Genomic DNA, 21,047 nt, shown 5'->3' on the forward strand with positions numbered 1-21,047 from the left:
GCGTGTATTCCGGATTGATGCCGCGTGTCTCGAAGGTTTCGATGATGACCTTTCCGGTATTTTGCTCATAGGCTTCATTGATTTCGTCGGTGGTCAGATTGCGTGCGCACGGAATCGGTCCAAGGAAATAATCGGCGTGCGTGGTGCCGTAGAGCGGAATATCACGTCCCGCCTGCGCCCATGCGACTGCTTCCGGAGAATGCGTATGGACGACACCTCCGATACATGAGTATTTGCGATAGAGCTCGATGTGTGTGGCCGTGTCGGAGGAAGGCTTGTATTTGCCCTCGATGCGATTGCCGTCGAGATCCATGACAACCATATCCTCCGGGGTGAGGACATCATAGTCGACGCCACTTGGTTTAATGACAAACAATCCGCTGTCGCGGTCGATGCCGCTGACATTGCCCCAGGTATAGGTAATCAGGCCGCGCTTTGGCAACTCCATATTGGCTTCATATACTTCTTGTTTCAGTTGTTCTAACATATCAATTCTCCCTTATGATAACGAAAGTGCTTCGATTGCAGCCTGCTGTACGGATACTGCTCTGCGGTAGTTTGCAATATATGCGTCAAATCCGCGCACATCGTCCGGATCCGGATCAACCGTAGTTGCTGTTTCATTTGCAAAAATACATTGATTCAGATACTGCTGCAATGTCGGATAGGTATCGCGGCAAAGCATATAGGAAGCAAGGATTGCCATGCCCCATGGGCCACCTTCGCCTGCGGTAGACATCAATGCGACCGGCGCATTCATTGCGGCTGCAAGGATGTTCTGTCCTACTCCTTTGGTTTTGAACAGACCTCCATGACCATAGATGCGGTCAACTGCCACCTGCTCTTCTTTGAAGAGGATGTCGCATCCGACCTTTAAAGTTGCAAGCGACGCATACAGATGCGCACGCATGAAATTGGCGAGATTCACCTTTGCATCCGGTTTGTGGAATACCATCGGGCGGCCTTCGTTCGTACCGATAACCGGTTCACCCGAAAGGGTATTGAATGCGATAATTCCGTCGCAGTCTTTGGCTCCGGTCATCGCATTGGTATATAATTTTTCATAAATGTCATTGATTGGAATCTGCATGCCGAACAAATCGGAAAATTCCTTGAACAAACCAATCCACTTGTTCAGATCCGAAGTACAGTTGTTGCAATGAACCATCGCTACCGTATCACCGGATGGCGTGGTAACCAGATCCAATTCCTCATGCACTTTTTGCAATTCCTTTTCGAGGACCACCATCGCAAAGACACTGGTGCCGGCTGACACATTTCCTGTGCGCACCGCAACCGAGTTGGTCGCAGTCATACCGGTTCCGGCATCGCCTTCCGGTGGGCAAAACGGAATCTGCGCCTGCAGATTGCCGCTGACATCAAGCAGTCCTGCGCCCTCCTCTGTCAATGTACCGGCCTCATCACCGGCCAAAAGCACCTGTGGCAGAATCTGCTGCAATTTCCACGGACAGGCTGCCACTTCGTCAAGAGAATTGAATTGTTCGAGCATGCGCGCATTGTAGTCTTTTGTTTTGGAATCAATCGGAAACATGCCTGATGCCTCACCGATGCCGAGCACTTTTTTGCCGGTCAGTTTCCAATGGATATAACCTGCCAGCGTAGTGATATAGTCGATTTTTGACACATGTTCTTCTTTGTTCAGAATCGCCTGATATAAATGTGCAATGCTCCATCTCTGCGGAATGTTAAAGTCAAATTCGCGCGTCAGTTTCTCTGCCGCCTCCTGCGTGATGGTATTGCGCCAGGTACGAAATGGTGTCAGCAATTCACCGTCTTTGTCAAACGGAAGATATCCATGCATCATTCCCGAAATTCCGATGGCCGCTACACGCGTCAGCGTAATGTCATACTGTTGGCGAACCTGTTGCGCCAGATCGGCGTAGCAGTCCTGCAAGCCCTTCCAGATTTGATCGAGGCTGTAGGTCCATATGCCGTTCACCAGCTGATTTTCCCAGTCATGTGCACCGGTTGCGAGCACCTGCGCGTTTTCGCCCACAAGCACTGCCTTGATTCGTGTCGAACCGAATTCGATTCCGATGACTGCTTTTCCATCTGCAATCAATTGCTTTTTGTTCATATATTTTCCCCCTTGAACAAATGTAATATATTTCCATATAAAAATATACAACTTATCCCCCCCTATGCACAAGTTGTATCTCATATTCATAATAAATTCCCCAAAACAGTATGATTTTCCCCTTTGTTCCTCATCTGCTTTGTACTACTCTGAAAATAGAAAAAAAGGCACTGCCGTGCCAAAGGAGGAGTCTATGATTCGTAATTCTTTTGCCTGGCGATTAAAGCCGGGAATGCGCGAGGCGTTCGGGCGCATCCTGCGTGAAAACTGGGAGGCAATCAGCGCACATCTGGCCATTTGCGAATTCCATAATTTTTCTGTCTGGAATGCCGAGGATTTATTGTTTGGTTATTTTGAAACGGACTATGACCTTGCAGAATTGAAGGAGAGTCGAAAAGAACCGTTCCGTGAATGGAATCGCAAGCTTTCAGACTGTATTGACTGGATTTCTGAGCCATGGAAGGCCATGCGCCTGATGTATCAGGACTTTGGAATTGTCCGCAGCGAAAAAGATCTGATTCGTCACCGCGTCTTTATGACGCGCCTGAAACCCGGTATGGAAGAGGAATACAAGCGACGCCACGACGCACTCATCGAGGCGCGCGGCGGAAAAATCACGCCGGGACCGGATAGCAATTTTTCTATCTGGTACGCCGGCGGATATATTTTTGGATATGATGAAATTGATACGACTATGGAGCGCGACCGCACGCAGGCCGACATTGATGCTGACATCGCCTGGGAGACACGCATGTTTGAAATCATGGACTGGATTACCAATGATGTCGACTGGATTTCCGGAGAAGTCCATGCACCTGTGCGCCTGATCTGTCAGCGCCGATAGCGCTCGTGATCACGATAATAGAGACTCTTGTCGTGATACATTTCCTGATCTGCTTTTTGAATCGCCTGATCAAGCTCGTTTGCCCCTTTGGCCCACGCGAATCCCGCAGCCATCTTCGGCGCGCGTGGGTCACTCAGACGCGCTCTTAGAATTTCATTTCTGCTTTCAAAATCACTTTTCGCAATTCCCTCCAGCACAATCGTAAATTCATCGCCACCACTGCGGTAGATATGGTCTTTGCCGTATACTTCCACCAATACATTGGCGGCATTGCGGATGAACTGGTCTCCCGCTTCATGTCCATTGACATCATTGACTTCCTTTAAACCATTCAGATCGAGGAAAACAATTCCCACCGGACCATCATAGTTTTTCAATTCGGCTCTGCGCATCAGCATGGCATTTCGGTTATGCACACCGGTCAGATCATCAAAGCTGTTAATGCGCTGGAAATAATGCGCATTCATCTTCGCGCCGATGAAGAATACCACCGCTTCGAGAATTTGTTTCGTCATATGCAGTTCCGAGATTCTGTAGTTTTCCACAATCATAAATCCGGTCACCATGCCGTTGTTGTAGAATGCGGTCACCATCATATTTCGAACACCTTTGCGTTTTAAAGCGAGATACAGTGCAGAATTCGTGATGCGATAGACTTCAATGTCCTCGATGACGATACATTTCTCATCCTTGAGCTGGCGCTCCCATGCTTTGCAATACGTCTCATAATCGAGATTCTGCAGCATATCTTTTTCCGATTCAACCGTTTCGGCGCACCACTCATAAATGTTGGTCACCATACTGCCATCCCGCTCGAACAGCATCACACGGTCCGGATGAATCTCTGCGGTAATGACTCCCATTACCTGCTCAAGTCCGGTCATAAAGTCATGCTGTTTTTCCAGTATTCGCTCAATTCGTGGTCCCATGTCGCGCAGGGCCGCATCGGTTGCTGTGATGGATTGCGGTACCGGCATGTCCACTTTGCTTTCTATATCAAGCATACGACGCATATACATCTCGCGCTTCATGAATTTTGCACCTATGAATTTGCCAATGGTCTCCAAAACCATTTGTGCGTTGATATAATCATCGGCATCAAAATTGTCCACGCCGAAATAGCCCACCAGATAGCCATCCAGGTAAATCGGCACAATCAGGATATTATAGATATCCATGGACCGCATATACTGATACGTCGCAGAATTGGTCTCTTTCAGTCCGCTGATATCATCCAGCCTGATGCACGAATTGTCTTCGAGTATCTTTTCCCATTGTGCAATCTTCTGATAAGGCATATCGTGGCGCTGTTCCATTGCGGATTTCACGCCTGAAGACAGCCATTCAAATGTGCAGGTAACCACATTCCGGTCTGTTTGCAACAGGTAAGCGCGATCGGCCTTGGCGCACTCGCCCACTTCGCTCAAAATGGTTCGGATCGTATCCTCAAAGTCCAGCACATTCTCGCTCTTTGTCAGAATCCGGATGATGACCTCCTCGGAAGAAAGCATACGGGCAATATTTTTCTCCTGTATCTGCTCATTTTCGATTGAAACACCCAGGAATACACAGCCTCCCTGCATACTGGCCGGTCCCGCGATCAGTTCTACATTTCCTCCAAGTGCTCCGCTGTATGCGCGTTCATGGATCAGCTCGCCTTTGCTTCCGCGTGCACAATACTCAAGCCAGCGCTTGCTGGTATTCGGAAACAGCTCGAGATAGCTATGTCCCAGCAGTTCTTTGCTCGATTTGCCGGTCATTTCACAGTATTTGTGGTTCGCATAAATATATGTCATATCCACATTCTTTTCGTCTTCCATAATCGGACGCATGATGACAAACGGCAACGGCATTTCATTGTAAGGATCAACCTCTGTCAGTGCCTTTGCGCCATGCTTGCGTTTCTGGCGCTGCTCATTCTTTTCATCCATGCGATTGTAGGCAAGCGTCATGACATCCCGTACATCCATGCCCTCCGATCCGCGTGCAATTCCATAGTGGAAATGCAGATTCACAAGGCGACCATTGATTTCGCGGATATGCTCGATGTGCTCCTTGCACTGCTGAATACTGCGCGTGATATCTGCATCCGCCAGGCCTCGTTCACAAATGCCAAATTCACATCCGTTCATATGTGCAATGGTCGCACGCACATCAAATCCCTTGCGAATCTCATCCGCAATCGTCTGAATCAGGATGTTGGCAGTCATTTCACCAAAGTCCCTCAAAAATGTCTCATATTCCGGCACCGTCATCAAAATATAACTGTAGTCTTCATCATTGAGCCGGTAATTGTCATCCAACGCCAAAGCCGTGCTAAACAGACAACTGGTGTTCATCATACCGGTGAGCGGATCCATCATGGCCGCATGGTACAAATCACCCTGCTCGCCCATGTCCTGATCAATATCCACAAAATAGCCCATCAGACCGCTGATGATTCCCTCATGATAAATCGGGAATTTGGATGCAAGAATATTATGTACCACATTGTCGACCACATTCTCGCCTCGCGAGTTTCGAATGACATTTCCGGTCTCAAGCACTTCATTTTCATCTTTTTGAAATGGCGCATCATTCAAATGCCAACGGATTTCCTCATCCGTTTTGCCTGCAATTTCAGACAAATCATCGAACCCGTAATATTGCAGAAATGCTTCGCTCGCTCCGCAGAATCTCCGCTTATCATCCTTCCAGAACAATTTGATTCCGGAATCATTGACAAACGCATCCACCAGGTCGCTGTCCGTAATCTGCGCCTCGTTTCCCTTGGTGCCTTTATCATCCGACATCAATGTCAGTCTGTCACCGATTGAAGTCGGTTTCACACATGCAAGAATACGTGAACGGTTCGCATCCGGAAGCGCAATCAGATAGAATTCCATCCAGTTATAATTGCCATTTGGCTGACGCACACGGAAATAATCCACAAAATATCCGTGGCTGCTCTGCGCAAGGCGCCTCCGCACGCCTTCGGCCGATGCCATATCCTTAAATCGTTCAATATCATCGTAATACAAAAATCTGGTCGGAAATGCATCATAAAAGGAGTCAATATCTGTTGTGACTGTGCCGAATTCCTCCACGCCGTTTGTCGTCGCAATTACGGTTCGTGTCTTTTCGTTGATGTCAAGCAGATACATATTGTCAAACAGCATCATCAGATTGCGGGATACCTCATCCAGCAATGTCTGGTCACGCATCTCCTCATATACGGTTGTATCGATTTCCGACAAAAACATCTTGCCGTCGCGGCTCTCGCCCAGCAGTTCCATCGAAAAATGGAAATAATGGTTGTCCACCACGAAAGTCATATTCTCGCGCCGTGCTTTTTTGACTGCCAGATCAACCAGATGTAAAAATTTGTGGCGCAGCGGGGATTCATCCGAATTCATATTCCATTTCAGCCAGTTTTCCCCATCTTCCGTAATGGATTGCAAAGCATCCACAAACATGTCATTTACATATACACACTGAAATTGTTTATCCGCGTACAAAAACATCGCAAGAGGTCTGTCTGAAACCAGATCTCTCGAACCGATTGCATCATAAAATGCAATCTGTTCACGCGTCTCTGTCGCCATCTGATTGTCCTTGATATATGCAACTGCCTCTTCAAACGGCATCGGTCGGCCAAAATAGTATCCCTGCATCTTTTCACAGCCGATGGATTTGAGGAATTCCACATGTTCCTGCGTTTCGACACCTTCCGCGAGTGTATGAATGCCCAGTTTTTTGGCCATCTGTACGGCCATCGTCACGATATTTTTGACGCGTTCGTCAAAGTTCTTCATGAATACCATGTCGATTTTGATTTCATCAAAATCATAATCCTTTAAGACATTCAAAGAAGAATATCCGCTTCCGAAATCGTCCATCCACACCTGGAATCCCGCCTGATGGAACTGCTCGATACCATGGCGAATCCGGCCATTGTCGTTGGTCAAAGCCGTCTCGGTAATTTCGATGTAAATCAGTCTTCGCGGAATCGCATATTCATCTACGGCCTTCACAACCATATCGACCGGATCAATCAGTTCGAAATCCGACCGGGAAATATTGACCGATACCGGTGTCAGCATCTCTTTTCTGCGAATCTGTCGCTGTAGAAGCTGTGCCACACGGTTGACCACAAAGCGGTCGATCTTGTAGGACAGCCCGTTTTCTTCCAGCAATGGGATAAATTCATTCGGCGAAATGGTGCCGTAATGCGGATCAATCCAGCGAACCAACGCTTCTGCACTGCTGACACGCCCTGACAGGGTCCGCACAACCGGTTGGAAATATATCTGTATCCAGCCGTTGACCAGCGCCTGATCGAGGTGTGTCAGGATATATTGCTTGCGGGTATATTCCGCAGACATTTTCTCATCAAACCAGACAAAGCTTGAGCCATACGACGACTTCTTTGCTGCTGCCGCCATTCGCGCCCAGTCACAGATGGTCGAAATCGGCACATCCGGCACATATTTGCAGATTCCGATTTTCACCGGCAATGACTTGCCGCTGTTTAGTTCATGCAATTCTACAATCAGTTCATTGAGCATTACATCGATCTGATAGGACTCCGTAAATGCATAGAAATGATCTTCTCCAAAGCGTGAACAATGCTCCGATCCAAAATATCTTTGAATCAGGTTACCAAACGCAACCAGAAGGTTATCTCCTTCTTCGCGTCCGTATTTATCGTTGTATCCCATCATTCCGACGAGGTTAAAGGTCAAAATGATGGGTTGAATTCCGGATTGATAGGCCCCCGGAAGCCAGCTCTGTGCCAGACCGAGAAAATACCAGTCATTTGGCAAACCGGTCAAAGGGTCGAGCTTCATCCTGCTTGTTGTGACAAACACATAAAACAGCGGTCCCTCATCCATTGTCTCCACATATCGTCCGTAATCTTCCAAATGGCGTATTTTGCCTGTTTTGGTGACAATGCGATAATGTACATAATCAAAATGCGTATCATCCGTCTGAATCTGTGCCACAATACGCCCCTCTACATAGTCGAGGTCCTGCGGATGCACCATTCCGTGGAAAGAGCCCTTCGTCACTTCCAAAAATTCATCATAGGTATCGCATTCAAAAATCTTAATCAGCTGTTCATTTGCATAAAGAATCTCTTCTGACTCATCTGCTCGATAAATGAGAAATCCCCCCGGAGCTGACTCGAGTCCATTTTTAATGAAGTCTCTGCTCATACCTTTTCTCCATTCCTTTTAGATAGTCTGTCATATCTTATAGTATACCGAATTTTTCAGATTGTATAAATAGTTTTCAGATTTTTCTACACAAAGAATCCCCGGATTTGATCTCCGGGGATTCTTGTTATACATTTGGTAATGTGGCAAGGCTCTTTGCAATTTCTTCGTCGGTTGGAATATAATCACTCATCTCGCCATCGTTGTATTTCTGATATGCCACCATATCAAAATATCCGGTTCCGGTCAGGCCGAATACAATGTTCTTCGTCTCGCCGGTCTCCTTGCATTTGAGCGCCTCATCAATGGCGACTTTAATGGCATGAGAGCTCTCCGGTGCCGGAAGGATTCCTTCTACCTTTGCAAACATTTCAGCAGCCTTGAAGACTTCTGTCTGCTCTACCGATCTTGCTTTTACATAACCGTCTTCGTACAGCTGTGAAACAATGGAGCTCATGCCGTGATAGCGGAGTCCGCCTGCATGGTTTGCTGATGGAATAAAATTGCTGCCGAGTGTATACATTTTGGCGAGTGGGCAAATCTTGCCGGTGTCGCAGAAATCGTATGCATATTTGCCGCGTGTCAAGGAAGGACAGGATGCCGGTTCCACTGCAATGATCTCATAATCCGCTTCGCCGCGCAGCATCTCGCCCGCGAACGGAGAGATCAGGCCGCCGAGATTGGATCCGCCTCCGGCACAGCCGATGATCATATCCGCTTTGATGCCATATTTGTCCAATGCAGCTTTGGTCTCGAGACCGATGACGGTCTGATGCAGCAACACCTGTGACAATACCGATCCGAGCACATAGCGATAGCCTTCCTGTGTGGTTGCCGCTTCTACGGCCTCCGAAATGGCGCAGCCAAGGCTTCCTGTGGTACCCGGATGCTCCGCGTTGATGCGCTTGCCGACTTCTGTGGTCATGGATGGAGACGGTGTTACCTTCGCTCCGTAGGTGCGCATCACTTCGCGTCTGAACGGCTTTTGTTCATAAGATACTTTTACCATATAGACCTGACAGTCGAGATCAAAATAGGCACATGCCATGGACAATGCGGTTCCCCACTGTCCTGCACCGGTCTCCGTCGTCACACCCTTTAAACCCTGCTGCTTTGCGTAATACGCCTGCGCGATTGCAGAATTTAACTTGTGACTTCCGGAGGTATTATTACCCTCGAATTTGTAGTAGATATGTGCAGGTGTTCCGAGTTTCTTCTCGAGGCAATAGGCTCTTACCAGCGGAGAAGGACGGTACATTTTGTAAAAATCACGGATTTCCTGCGGGATATCAAAATATGGTGTTGTCTCGTCGAGCTCCTGCTTCGCCAGTTCCGTACAGAAAATCGGTGACAGTTCGTCAATTGTAATCGGTTTTAAGGTTGCCGGGTTCAGAATCGGAGCCGGCTTATTTTTCATATCCGCACGCACATTGTACCATTGTGTCGGAAGTTCGTTTTCTTCAAGATAAATCTTATAAGGTATTTCTTTATTCATTTGCAATGCCCCCTTGCTTTATAGTCATCTGTTTATTATTTTAACGCACGCGCGCGCATTTGAGAACTACATCATAAGTTATATTATCCATAACTACGCAAAAAAAGCCGCAGTTCCATGCCTGCGGCTCTTTTGCTATGAAGGGGTATCGCAGATGGAGTGCGGGTTCATCTGCGATATAAGTATATCTCTTAGATTTCTACATGGAAGTGGTCAAGCAGAATTCTTTCTGCTTCCGGATTCCAGAGACCATTGTGCTTTTTCACACTTTCATCAAGCTTTGCAAAAAGCGGATCCGTCTTTCCCTTTTCCTCGAAATCTGTAAGAGCGGTCAGAGGGAGGTCAATCTGTGTATAGCACAGTTTCTTTCCTCCCGGGATGTCCGGCAGATTGCAGGTGGTTTCCGCAACCGAATCCAGACCTCCGATATGGGTTACCATTACGGATGGATTGATGAGTCCCTGCGCTGCGAGGTCAAGTGCCTCCTGCAGATCGTCATTGTTTCCTCCGGTAGTGCCCAGAATATGTGTACTCGTATAATGACAATTGTAGAGATTGATTTCTGCAGTAAACTGCTGGTTGGTCGGGCCTGCAAAGAAATTCATGCAGCCGTCAAATGCCAGAAGACGGTCTCCCATCTCTGCAACCGGACGAATCGGAACATAGACAAATACATCATCGTATCCGTGTCCGTCTGTAATCTCCATCAATTTTTCTTCTGCTTTTTCAACGGATGAGTTGAAATAAATCAGCTCGATACCCTTAGCTGCCGCTTCTTCCGGTGAAATCACCTCTGCTGCGCGCGCAAGCTTTGCGTCGTCCACATCGGTAACCACGATGCGCTTCGGACGATTCTCTGTATACAGTCCGTAGCTGACCGCACCGAGTCCCATCGGTCCGCATCCACCCATGATCAGGATGTTGCCACCGGTCTTGGTACCCATGGCGTGCTGATAATTCTGCTTGTTGGTATGATAGTTTGCATGATATCCACCAATGATACAGCTCATCGGCTCACCGAGTGATGCCTGATAGAATGCTTCTCCATTGTATGGCAGGAGTGCATCGAGTTCCATTACCTCATGTGGCATAATGCAATAGGTTGCATCTCCGCCGCAGAAACGATAGCTGTATCCAGGCGAGTCAAGCTTGCCCTGATAATTCAATGCCGGCTGCAACGCCCATTTATCACCTACATGATATTTGTCTTTCCATTTTGCACCGACTTCCACAATCACGCCGGAGCACTCATGTCCTGTGATAATCGGATTTACATCGATATCCTGCGGTGCTCTCTTGTGCTTCTTGCCCTGCTTTGCCAGCTTGTAAGTTGACATACAGATACTGTCACTGATAATCTTTACCAAAATTTCATCGTCTTTAATTTCCGGAAGTTCGAATTCTTCACAGCGAAGATCCATCTCTCCATACATGCGTACTGCTCTTGTCTTCATAATTTACACCTCTCGTCTATACAATCTGTTTGTTAATCCGCTGCAAATAGCGTATAAATTTCATCTTCGGTCATAGTAAGAAGTCGTTCGACTTCCTGCGGTTCCGAAAGTGTCATGGCAATTTTGCTGAGCACATCGAGATGCTCGTCCCCTACAGCAGCGATTGCAATCACCACTTTCACCATGTCACCATCCCCCCAATCAACTCCTTGCGGATAGGTTTGCAGGATCATTCCTGTCTTGAGAATTTCCTTGCGCGCCGACTCCACTCCATGCGGAATAGCGATGGCATTTCCAATATTGGTATTGAAAACGGTCTCTTTCTCCACCATGGCTTCCGTATAAAGCGGTGTTGTGTAGCCCTGCTCCACAAACATCTGTCCCATTTGACGAATGATGTCTTCCTTCGCCATCGTCGGACAATTAATTTTGATATTTTTCTTTTCTAATACCATGGTCAAATTTCCTCCATATTGATTAGGTCCCACTAAAAATGATTCAGAAAAGCGTTGAAATAGCGGCGTAATATGCTCTGCATGCGGTTACGAATCGTATCTTCCTGACCGCTTTCGATCAACGCAAGCAGGTCATCTTCGTCCACCAGCGCACTGCTGACTTCTCCCAACATTTTTCCGTTTTCCTTAATCTCCTGATCATCCGGCATTGTCATGCAGATGATCGCTTTGATTTGTTTCATGGACGGATCCGTGAACAAATCGCTTCCTTTGGCCGTTGCCGTCAGAATGCTGCATTCATTGACCGCCCGGCTCTTACAATGAAACAGCGCAAATCCCAGTTCCGGGAACAGCTGACTCATTATCTTTTCTCGGTTCTCAAAGTCTGCCCGAAGCACCATCGCGCTCATTGAGCTTCCGGTGACTTCCTCCGCCAGCAGCGTAAAAATGTCATCTAGCGATTGATTCGCCGGCAATTCCAGATGCCGATAGCGTCTGAGCACACTTTTTATTTTTGCTGTGAGATAATTGATCTCATCCAATTGTCTGGTAAAATCCGTCTCCTGTGTCTTTGCCGGCATATGTGCATATTCCTGGATTTTCATCCGGATTACTTCTATGTCGCGCACCGTAATCAGGGGCGAAATCTGTACGATATCGACTTTGTTGCCTTCCAGCGCCAGACTCGACAGGAAAAAGTCGATTCGACTTGTCACATAAGGAGTCAGTTCCTCAATCCCGAGGGCGGATAACTGCACATCTTCGTTTCGCAATTCTCTGGACAGTTTGGCCATCATAAGCCTCGCCAGACCGAATCCGCTTGCACAAATGACTCCGATGTTGACACATCTGCTGTTTTGTTTTCGGTCCCGGATTCGTTCGACTGCTGCACCAAAATGCATGGTCAAATACCCGATTTCCGCGTCCGGTACCTCTTTTTCGAATTCCTCTGTGATGACGCGCGCTGCTTTTTTGCACCGTGCAAACACATCCGGATATTCGGTTTGAATTTCCTCCAGAAGAGGATTGTGAATGTTCATCTCGTATTGGAGACGCACGATTGCAGGCTCCAAGTGCATCAGCAGGCCATGTATGAATTCTTCGTCATACTTGAGCTCGCTGGCAATTTCCGGATCGTAGGATTCAATCATGCTGTCGATGATTCCGAGCAGTTTCTCGGTCCCGATCTTGGTCTCGGACGATCCGTTAAAGTACTGGATTTTCGCGCCCTTGATGTGGAGCATGATGTTTTCCACTTCCTGCTTTGAAATACTGATCGCAAATTCTTCTTCCAGTTTGTCTGCGATTGTACGGGCCAGATGCGTGTCGTCATCCACACGGAACTTTTGTGTCAGAGTGTTTTCTTCCTCCACGAGTTCCCCCTGCAGAATGCGTTCCACTGCAATGGTGATATGAATGATCAGGCCCACATATGCTTCCGAAGCCAGCCTTTTGAGATGCTCATTATCAATGGATTCGAGCAGTCTCTGTACACGCGTCAGGATTTTTCCGTCCATGAGGCTGTAGATATTGTCGTCAAGGTTGTTCTGCTGGAGGGACTGAAGAACCACATTGCTGCCATTCTTCAGGAACTCCCTGACATGGTCATTCGAAACATTCGCACTAATCAGGCGCTGAAGTGCTTTCCGGAAATTCTTTTCCGAGCCCTCCAGCGTCACTCCGTAGCCCGGGCGCTTTAGGATTGAAAGATGGCATTCTTTTGCCCACGGCTCCAGAGATTCGAGATCAGTACTGATTGTTGCTTCGCTAACCCCTAGCTTCTGCGCATAATAATATAGTTTTTGCGGTTCCTTGCTTCCGAGCAAGAGCAGAAGGAGCTGATTGCGGCGGGCGTCTTTGTCGGATGCTTCCGCGCGACTCCCGTTTTCGAGCGACTCTTTGAATCGCGCGATTGTATCCGTTTCGCCGACCAGTCGGCTTCCTTCTCCCTTTTTTCGCTCCAAAACAAGTCCGTTTTGTTGAATAATCTCCGATACTTCATCCATATCGCGCAGGATTGTACGCTTGCTGACTCCAATCCGGTCAGCAATCTTCTGATCTGTCAGAGATTCTGACTGATGATCCAGCAACATATTAATAATCTGATGAATTCGTGGTGTTATATTCATCAGCACAATCCCCGCTTTCCAAATAATGATTTATCGCGACAATTCCTGTGCCAGCTGATCGTATTCCGGTGCTGACATAAAGTTTGAAATCAATACAAGTCTTGCCTGCGGTGCACTCTTGCGTGCGCGTTCCTGCAAGTCTTTGTGGGTGACAACGATCTGGGTTCCTGCAGGGATTTCAGATACAGAAGCATGTGTTACTTCGATATCATCGCGTCCGACTGCTGCCAGCTTTTTCTTTAATACGGTTGCGCCCATTGCGGATGATCCCATTCCGGCATCACATGCAAATACGATGTGCTTTACATCTGCTGCATCAACTGTAACACCCTTTGCCTCTGCCTTCATTGCCTTCATCTGGCTCTGAGACTCTTCCAAAGACTGCTTTCCGTTTGTTAACTTAATCAGTGGAGCTGCAATCAGGAATGATACAACAGCTGCTACTACTACGCTTAACAATACCAATACGGTTGATCCCTTAGGAGCCATTCCGACATAAGCGATTACGCTTCCCGGTGATGCAGGGCCTGAAAGTCCAAGTCCTAAAATGGTATTGAAGAACATTGCTGCTACGGAACCACCGATGGTAGCAAGAAGCAGAATCGGGTTCATCAATACATATGGGAAGTAAATTTCATGAATACCACCTAACAGGTGAATTACAAGTGCTCCAGGAGCGGATGCTTTTGTCACACGATCCTTTGAGAATAACCAGTAAGCAACCAATACACCGGTACCTGCACCAGGGTTGGTCTCGATCATGTAGAAGATAGACTTTCCTGCTTCAGCAACCTGCTCTGCTCCAAGTGGAGTAAAGATTCCGTGGTTGATTGCGTTATTCAGGAAGAGTACCTTTGCAGGCTCTACGAAAATGGATACCAGCGGAAGCAATCCGTGATTTACCAATACATCAACACCTGCATTTAATACTGCAAGTACAGCACCCATAAACGGTCCAATCAGGAAGAATCCGATGATGGCAAGTACCAGACCGAAGATACCTACTGAGAAGTTGTTTACAAGCATTTCAAATCCGGCAGGAATTTTTCCTTCAACTGCCTTGTCAAATTTCTTAATGATCCATCCGGCAAGTGGTCCGGCAATCATTGCGCCCATGAACATGGTGTATTCTGTTCCGCAGATGACACCGATGGTCATGATTGCACCCATGACACCTCCACGCTCTCCGCCGACCATCTTACCGCCCTGGTAAGCGATCAATGTCGGAAGCACATAGGTCAACATAGGTGATACGATACTACTTAACTTTTCATTCGGGATCCATCCCGTTGCGATAAAGAGTGCGGTGATTAAGCCCCAGGCGATAAATGCACCGATGTTTGGCATGACCATTCCACTTAAGAAACGGCCGAAACTTTGAATTTTCTGTTTCATTATACCTTCTCCTTTAACTTTAATCCTCGTGCTCGTCAGCACATTGTTTTCCTCAAGAAGAATCCTCCTGTTACTCTCATTAAAGCATGCCATCCGTAAAGTTTCAAACAATACATCTTCAACTTTTGTCCCATATGAAAGTGACAGAATTTAAAAATGAACAAAAAAGGACCGACAGGAGTCAGCCCTTTCATGTACATCTTATTCTTTTAATTCAAAGCGCTCTACGAGACCACGCAATGATTTTGCATGATCGCTCATCTCATAGCTAAGCGCAAGTGACTCTTCCGAGGTGGCAGCATTATTTTGTCCGACAGATGCAATCTGTCCGATGTTCGATGACATATCTTTGACAGAAGTTGCCTGAGAGGTGGATGCTTCCGCAATCAGTTTCACCTTGTCAGCAATACCCTGTACCTGCGATACCATACCACTGAGTTCTTCCGCGGTGCTGTTTGCAACCGAAATGCCGTCTGCCACGCTGCGCAGAGAGGTATTGATTAATTCCGCAGTACTCTGAGCTGCCTGAACCGTCTGTCCCGCCAGCTGCGATACTTCTGTTGCAACAACTGCAAAGCCCTTTCCCGCTTCGCCTGCGCGCGCTGCTTCGATGCTCGCATTCAGGGAAAGCAGATTGGTCTGATCTGCAATCGAATTGATGGTATCGATGATCTTTGAAATCTCCTGTGAAGAATCGGAAATCGCATTCATCGCAGTCACTACTTCCTGCATCTTGCGGTTTCCTTCGACAATATTTTCCGCCACGATTTCTACTTCGCGGGAAATGCTTTCCGCATCTGTTGAATTGCTTGAAATCTGATCGGTAATCTGGTTGACCGTCACGGACAGTTCGTCAACGATGGTCGCCTGATTTGTAACCGTATCCGCCAGATTCTGTCCGGCACCTGCGATCTGCGTTGCACCCTCGGAAACCATTCCGGATACTTCCATAATCTCATTCATGGAATCGGAAATCTCACGGGAGAAGCTCTCGATGGCATCCTGGATGGCTTTGAAATCGCCATCAAATTCTTCTTCAAATACAATATTGAAATTGCCGCCGGCCATGGTCGACATGACATCTCCGATTTTGTCGATGTAAGATACGAGTGCACGAACGGCCGCACGAAGCTGATCGGCTACCTTTCCAATCTCGTTGTCCACATCGTAGTCGATTTCCACATGTACATTTCCTTTGGCCAGTTCCGAACTTGCCTCAATTAATACATTAAGATCTTCCTCAATGTCATGAATCAGATTCTTGCTTTGCCTGCGATTTACCATCACAATCACAGCAAGTGCAACCAAAAGTACAATCACTGCGATAACCATGATTACCAGAATCGCCACATACTTGGAATGTGCCGCTTCCTCTGCAAGGTTACCTGTCTCATCAAGCGAATCCGCCAGAGTCTCGGACACATCATTTAATTTTGCATTGTAATATTCCAATGCACCGCTGATATCGCCTGCATTGATCAAATCGATCATCTCAAAGGAGGCGTCCTTAAACGCATTCCAATTTGTATCCAGTCGCTGGCCAAGTTCCTCATTATGCAAATTCTTTGAAATCGTTGAGAAATATCCGCTGATTTTCTCAAATCGTGATTCGAGGTCTTCGGCCTGTGCTGCCGTGACCTCTGCATCATTGGACGCCAACGCGAACAGCAAACGCTTGTTGATTGTCTGCACATCCTTGCGGATTTCCATCTGATACTTTTCCGTCACAAACTGTACATTGTAGAAATTCAAAAAATTCACTGCAATGACAGCCAAAAATACGAGCATCAGCACTGCGCTACCCAGAAACATTTTGATGGTAAAACCTGAGAAGCCATTCAGGGCCTGTGCGATTGTGCCCTTTTTTCGAGTCGCTTGATTTGCCATAAAAACCCTCCCTTATTCATTTTGGTTATAATTGTATATACAATATTATAATTCTATGTAATAGTGCCAGTCAATTATGATTTTTCAATATTGTCTATTACTTCTGTTACTCCCTCTCCTTCATCATCCGGTGCACGGAATTCTCCTTTTTCCACCAGCCGCAAAAATGCGTCGACCACGTCGGATGCCAGCTGTGTGCCGGATACTTCTATCATGACTTCCACAATCTTTTCAAACTTCATCCGCTTGCGATACGGACGCTCGGAATACATTGCATCGAACGTATCCGCAACTGCAATAATCTGCGCCACACGCGGAATCTGATCTTCTTTGAGACCTCTCGGATACCCCTTTCCGTCCGGTCTCTCATGATGTGCGCCTGCGCCGATTGCCAGCTCCGGCATAATACTGATATCTTTTAATACATTATATCCGAGTATGGAATGTGATTTGACGATGTCATATTCTTCCGGCGTCAGTGTGTCAGGCTTGTTGAGCACTTCAGACGGTACACCGATTTTGCCGATATCATGCAACAATGCAATGTTGTAATATTTTTCCACCGTCTCATTGTCATAGCCAAGTTCTTCGGTCAGCATTGCTGTATATTCCGCCACACGTTTGGAGTGACCATTCGTATAACGGTCTTTCATATCGATTGTCTTTGCGAATGCTTCCGTCATCTCGCGGACAAATGTCTTGCCTTCCTGCTCGCGCTGCTTATAGATCTTGGTGCGGTGTCCGATGTACAGTCGCACCAGCGCCCATGCCAGGATGAGCAGAATACACAGACATAACAGGTTGAACCACACCCATTCATAGAATGCTTTTTCTTTGATAATTTTGACACTCGCCACCTGCTGTACATTTTTGGTGGAGGCATTGACAACCGACATACAGAATTTGTATTCGCCGCCTTTGAGGTTGGTATAGCGAACCTCGGCCATATCCTTTTTGTCCACCATTGTCTCGGAATCCTCAAAGCCTTCCAGACAATATGAGATGCGCGGATTGACCATGGAATAAGTCAGTGCAAATCCGTATATGGTCACGACACGTGAAGAGGCCGGAATATGGAATGCATGATCATCTTCCTGGAAATAATAATTTCCGTCCGCTTCTATATAAGGTACAATCAGTCGAATATCATGTGTCTTTTCAAAATACTGGTTGATATTAACCCGACATGCGCCGGTTCGTGTCGCCACATACAGGACGCCATCCTTTGTCAGTTCGGAATATGAATTTCCCGTCGGCGAACTTGGCAGACCGCATGCAATATCATAAAAGAAATATTCAAACTCATCGCCGCTTAAGATTGCTTTGACATTTGCGACATAGATTCCGTTGGATGCAAGCACCCATGCATTTCCGTTATTGTCCAAATAGATATCATAGTTGTTGCTGTATGGGAACTGGTCAACCGTATGCACTTCCCCGTCCTTGAGATAGGAAAGCGAATTCGAAGAAATCACCCAGTAGACATCGTTTTCGTCATCCCGCTTGATGCGCATAATGACATCGCTGGTCAGTCCGTTTTCGCGTCGGATGGTCTTGATCACATCATGCTCAATCACATATATTCCATCGCCGTCGGTGCCGAGATAAAGCTCTCCGTTGGCGCCTTCTTCCACTGTCAGGATGACGCTGTTGCGCAATCCTGCATTTTCGTCATATACTTTTTTGACTTTGCCATCCTGCAAAACAGCCAGTCCGAGATTGGTCGCCACCAGGATGGAACCATCCTTTGCCTCCTTGGTTCCTCGCGTCTGGTTGCTCGGCAGACCGTCTTCCGTGGTATATGCGCGGATTTCATTGTTCTTCGAGTAACAAATCAGTCCCTCATCATTCGTATAAGTGGAGATCCACAGATTGTCATCGGAATCTTTCATGATGCAGCGAATTCTGCTGTCCCCGATATATTCGGTCAATTTGTTGGTTACCGGCTTCTGGTCTGTCCCGATGATCTGCAGGCCGCTGTCGGTACCGATATAGAGTGTGCCGTCTCTGAGGCAGGTAGTATTGACTACACTCGGTTCGAGCCCCGCCTGTTCCGACACATCGGAAAATTTGTTGGCCACAATCTTCATGACACCCTGACGCGCCGAAGAAACCCAAAGGTTGCCCTCGTAATCTTCCGTCATATTGCGCAGCGAACTGTTCACCGGCAAATCTTCAAGGAAATGAAACTTTCCCTCCGGATCGAGGTAGGTAACCTTGTCATCCGAAAGCACCCAGAACCGGTCTGCCGCATAGGTAATCCAGTTAATGGAAGTGTCAATCCTGTTCTCCGGGTTGTCGGCATCGCGCACGCGCCATTTGCGCAGATCCGCAAAGCGGCGTTCAAAGCTTCCCTCGCAAAACAGTCCATGACTGGTGCCGAGGTATACCTTGTCTGATGAATCCGGCTTCGTATAAATATCTGTGATATCGCCGATTCCAAGGTCCGAACCGCTGAAATGGGCATTGACTTTTCCGTCTCTGATGCGGAAGCATGCGCCGGTTCTCGCGCATCCGTATACATTTCCGTTGGCATCCGTAATCAGGCGGATAATATATGCATTGCTGATTCGGATGTCATGAAGGCGATGCATTTTCATTTCGGAATCGATATAGCAGATTCCCTGTGTCGTCCCCATATATACATTTCCGAGTCCATCTTCCGAAATGGTGCGGATGGTCGAAGAGGTCAGGCCGTCTGCATGGGTGAAATGCATACTGTGGCCTTTTTCGAGCATTACAACGCCGTTGTCATTTGTGCCGACCCAAATTCGTCCGAGATGATCCTCATAAAGTGCGTTAACATTCGCAACCCCTCCGGATGAACTGTGACGGCTGAAATTGGTGCCGTCATAGCGAATCAGACCACTGTAACCTCCTATCCAGATAAATCCGTCGCTGGTTGCATAAACCGTATTGGCATCCGAGGTCGGAAGTCCGTTTGATTCGTCATACAGAATTGCGGAATAATCCACCCCTTCTGCCTGTCCGGTCACCGCAGCCGCACCTCCAATGCTTCTGCTTTCCGACGACTCGTCACTCTCGTCCCCGAGAATGACACTGTTTATCACCATAACTCCCGCCAACAGTGCCCATGCACAGCGTTTTACAATCGGTTTCAAAAAATCTCGTTTCATGTTTCTGCTTTCTCCAAAAATATTTTATTCTTCAAACAAAGGTGTTGAAAAATATCTTTCTGCCGTGTCCGGCAATACCGTCACAACAGTCTTTCCCGGCCCGAGTTTTTTGGCCAGTTTAATTGCGGCTGCCACATTGGTTCCGCTTGATATTCCACACATCAGACCTTCCTCCTTGGCCAGGCGCTTGGATGTATTCAGCGCCTCCTCATCGGTGATGATATAAATTTCGTCATATATGTTTTGATTCAAAATATCCGGTATGATGCCATCGCCGATTCCCATCTGCAAATGTGTCCCGATGGTTCCACCGGCGAGAATCGCTGCATTTTCAGGCTCTACCGCCCATATTTCGATTTCCGGATATTGTGCTTTTAATACTTCGCCGATTCCGGTGATGGTACCTCCGGTTCCGATTCCGGAACAAAATCCGTCAATCGGCCCTGCAACCTGTTCCATAATCTCCAGTGCGGTATGGTTCTTGTGCGCACGGATGTTGTTGCGGTTTGCAAACTGCTGCGGCACAAAGACATTCGGATTCTTTTCCTGCATGCGCAGTGCGGTCTGCAGACATTCCTCGATGCATGCGCCGATGTCTCCGGCGTCATGGATCAGTTTTACTTCCGCTCCGTAATGGCGCACAATCTTGCGGCGCTCCTCACTCACCGAATCCGGCATAATGATAATCGTGCGATATCCTTTGACCGCTCCGACCAGCGCCAGGCCAATTCCCTGATTCCCGCTTGTCGGTTCAACGATGATGGTGTCCTCATTCAAAAGCCCCTCCTTTTCCGCCGCCTGAATCATCTCAAGCGCGGTACGGGTTTTGATGGAACCGCCAACATTGACTCCTTCAAATTTCACAAGAATCTCTGCACTGTCCGGCTCCGCCATACGGTTCAGCCGTATCATCGGCGTATGTCCGACAGCCTCCAGTATGTTGTTGTAAACCATT

12 protein-coding genes are annotated in these 21,047 nt (G+C 47.5%); 1 reads left to right on the forward strand and 11 read right to left on the reverse strand.

Annotated elements, in window-relative coordinates; all coding sequences use genetic code 11:
- The coding region (gene araD, locus CSX02_RS11880) for an L-ribulose-5-phosphate 4-epimerase AraD (RefSeq protein WP_099386828.1) at window positions 1-487 on the reverse strand (487 nt) is incomplete at its 3' end.
- Between the two features lie 12 nt (window positions 488-499).
- Window positions 500-2,098 carry a xylulokinase gene (locus tag CSX02_RS11885; protein ID WP_099386854.1) on the reverse strand — a complete coding sequence of 533 codons (1,599 nt, stop codon included), beginning with the start codon at window positions 2,096-2,098 and terminating at the stop codon, window positions 500-502.
- Window positions 2,099-2,291: 193 nt separating this feature from the next.
- Between CSX02_RS11885 and CSX02_RS11890 the strand changes: the two genes are divergently transcribed.
- Complete coding sequence (locus CSX02_RS11890; protein ID WP_099386829.1) at window positions 2,292-2,942, forward strand: L-rhamnose mutarotase; 651 nt, start codon at window positions 2,292-2,294, stop codon at window positions 2,940-2,942.
- Here CSX02_RS11890 and CSX02_RS11895 read toward each other — a convergent pair.
- The 9 genes from CSX02_RS11895 to cysK all read right to left on the reverse strand — a co-directional run bounded on the left by CSX02_RS11895 (window position 2,930) and on the right by cysK (window position 21,046).
- The gene (locus CSX02_RS11895) at window positions 2,930-8,140 is read right to left on the reverse strand and encodes an EAL domain-containing protein (protein WP_099386830.1); all 5,211 of its coding nucleotides are present in this window, start codon (window positions 8,138-8,140) and stop codon (window positions 2,930-2,932) included. The genes CSX02_RS11890 and CSX02_RS11895 overlap by 13 nt on opposite strands.
- A 127-nt stretch (window positions 8,141-8,267) precedes the next feature.
- Window positions 8,268-9,635, reverse strand: coding sequence for a TrpB-like pyridoxal phosphate-dependent enzyme (locus tag CSX02_RS11900; RefSeq protein ID WP_099386831.1), 1,368 nt, complete (start codon window positions 9,633-9,635; stop codon window positions 8,268-8,270).
- Between the two features lie 191 nt (window positions 9,636-9,826).
- Window positions 9,827-11,089 carry a zinc-binding dehydrogenase gene (locus CSX02_RS11905; RefSeq protein ID WP_099386832.1) on the reverse strand — a complete coding sequence of 421 codons (1,263 nt, stop codon included), beginning with the start codon at window positions 11,087-11,089 and terminating at the stop codon, window positions 9,827-9,829.
- Window positions 11,090-11,121: 32 nt separating this feature from the next.
- A complete protein-coding gene (locus tag CSX02_RS11910; RefSeq protein WP_031542879.1) occupies window positions 11,122-11,544 on the reverse strand; it encodes a PTS sugar transporter subunit IIA in 423 nt (140 codons plus the stop codon).
- A 32-nt stretch (window positions 11,545-11,576) separates the two neighbouring features.
- Window positions 11,577-13,673 carry a BglG family transcription antiterminator gene (locus CSX02_RS11915; protein ID WP_099386834.1) on the reverse strand — a complete coding sequence of 699 codons (2,097 nt, stop codon included), beginning with the start codon at window positions 13,671-13,673 and terminating at the stop codon, window positions 11,577-11,579.
- Window positions 13,674-13,703: 30 nt separating this feature from the next.
- A complete protein-coding gene (locus CSX02_RS11920) occupies window positions 13,704-15,068 on the reverse strand; it encodes a PTS mannitol transporter subunit IICB (RefSeq protein WP_099386835.1) in 1,365 nt (454 codons plus the stop codon).
- A gap of 201 nt (window positions 15,069-15,269) precedes the next feature.
- Window positions 15,270-16,955, reverse strand: coding sequence for a methyl-accepting chemotaxis protein (locus CSX02_RS11925; protein WP_099386836.1), 1,686 nt, complete (start codon window positions 16,953-16,955; stop codon window positions 15,270-15,272).
- Between the two features lie 74 nt (window positions 16,956-17,029).
- A complete protein-coding gene (locus CSX02_RS11930; protein ID WP_099386837.1) occupies window positions 17,030-20,092 on the reverse strand; it encodes an HD domain-containing phosphohydrolase in 3,063 nt (1,020 codons plus the stop codon).
- A gap of 24 nt (window positions 20,093-20,116) precedes the next feature.
- Complete coding sequence (gene cysK / locus CSX02_RS11935) at window positions 20,117-21,046, reverse strand: cysteine synthase A (protein WP_099386838.1); 930 nt, start codon at window positions 21,044-21,046, stop codon at window positions 20,117-20,119.
- Window position 21,047: the final 1 nt, after the last annotated feature.

The organism is Agathobacter ruminis, assembly GCF_002735305.1.
In the GTDB taxonomy this organism is placed as follows: domain Bacteria; phylum Bacillota; class Clostridia; order Lachnospirales; family Lachnospiraceae; genus Roseburia; species Roseburia ruminis.

Coding starts and splice junctions, on each gene's coding strand:
- CSX02_RS11885 (WP_099386854.1), bottom strand. CDS start 2,098: ATGAACAAAAAGCAATTGATTGCAGATGGAAAAGCAGTCATCGGAATC.
- CSX02_RS11890 (WP_099386829.1), top strand. CDS start 2,292: ATGATTCGTAATTCTTTTGCCTGGCGATTAAAGCCGGGAATGCGCGAG.
- CSX02_RS11895 (WP_099386830.1), bottom strand. CDS start 8,140: ATGAGCAGAGACTTCATTAAAAATGGACTCGAGTCAGCTCCGGGGGGA.
- CSX02_RS11900 (WP_099386831.1), bottom strand. CDS start 9,635: ATGAATAAAGAAATACCTTATAAGATTTATCTTGAAGAAAACGAACTT.
- CSX02_RS11905 (WP_099386832.1), bottom strand. CDS start 11,089: ATGAAGACAAGAGCAGTACGCATGTATGGAGAGATGGATCTTCGCTGT.
- CSX02_RS11910 (WP_031542879.1), bottom strand. CDS start 11,544: ATGGTATTAGAAAAGAAAAATATCAAAATTAATTGTCCGACGATGGCG.
- CSX02_RS11915 (WP_099386834.1), bottom strand. CDS start 13,673: ATGAATATAACACCACGAATTCATCAGATTATTAATATGTTGCTGGAT.
- CSX02_RS11920 (WP_099386835.1), bottom strand. CDS start 15,068: ATGAAACAGAAAATTCAAAGTTTCGGCCGTTTCTTAAGTGGAATGGTC.
- CSX02_RS11925 (WP_099386836.1), bottom strand. CDS start 16,955: ATGGCAAATCAAGCGACTCGAAAAAAGGGCACAATCGCACAGGCCCTG.
- CSX02_RS11930 (WP_099386837.1), bottom strand. CDS start 20,092: ATGAAACGAGATTTTTTGAAACCGATTGTAAAACGCTGTGCATGGGCA.
- cysK (WP_099386838.1), bottom strand. CDS start 21,046: ATGGTTTACAACAACATACTGGAGGCTGTCGGACATACGCCGATGATA.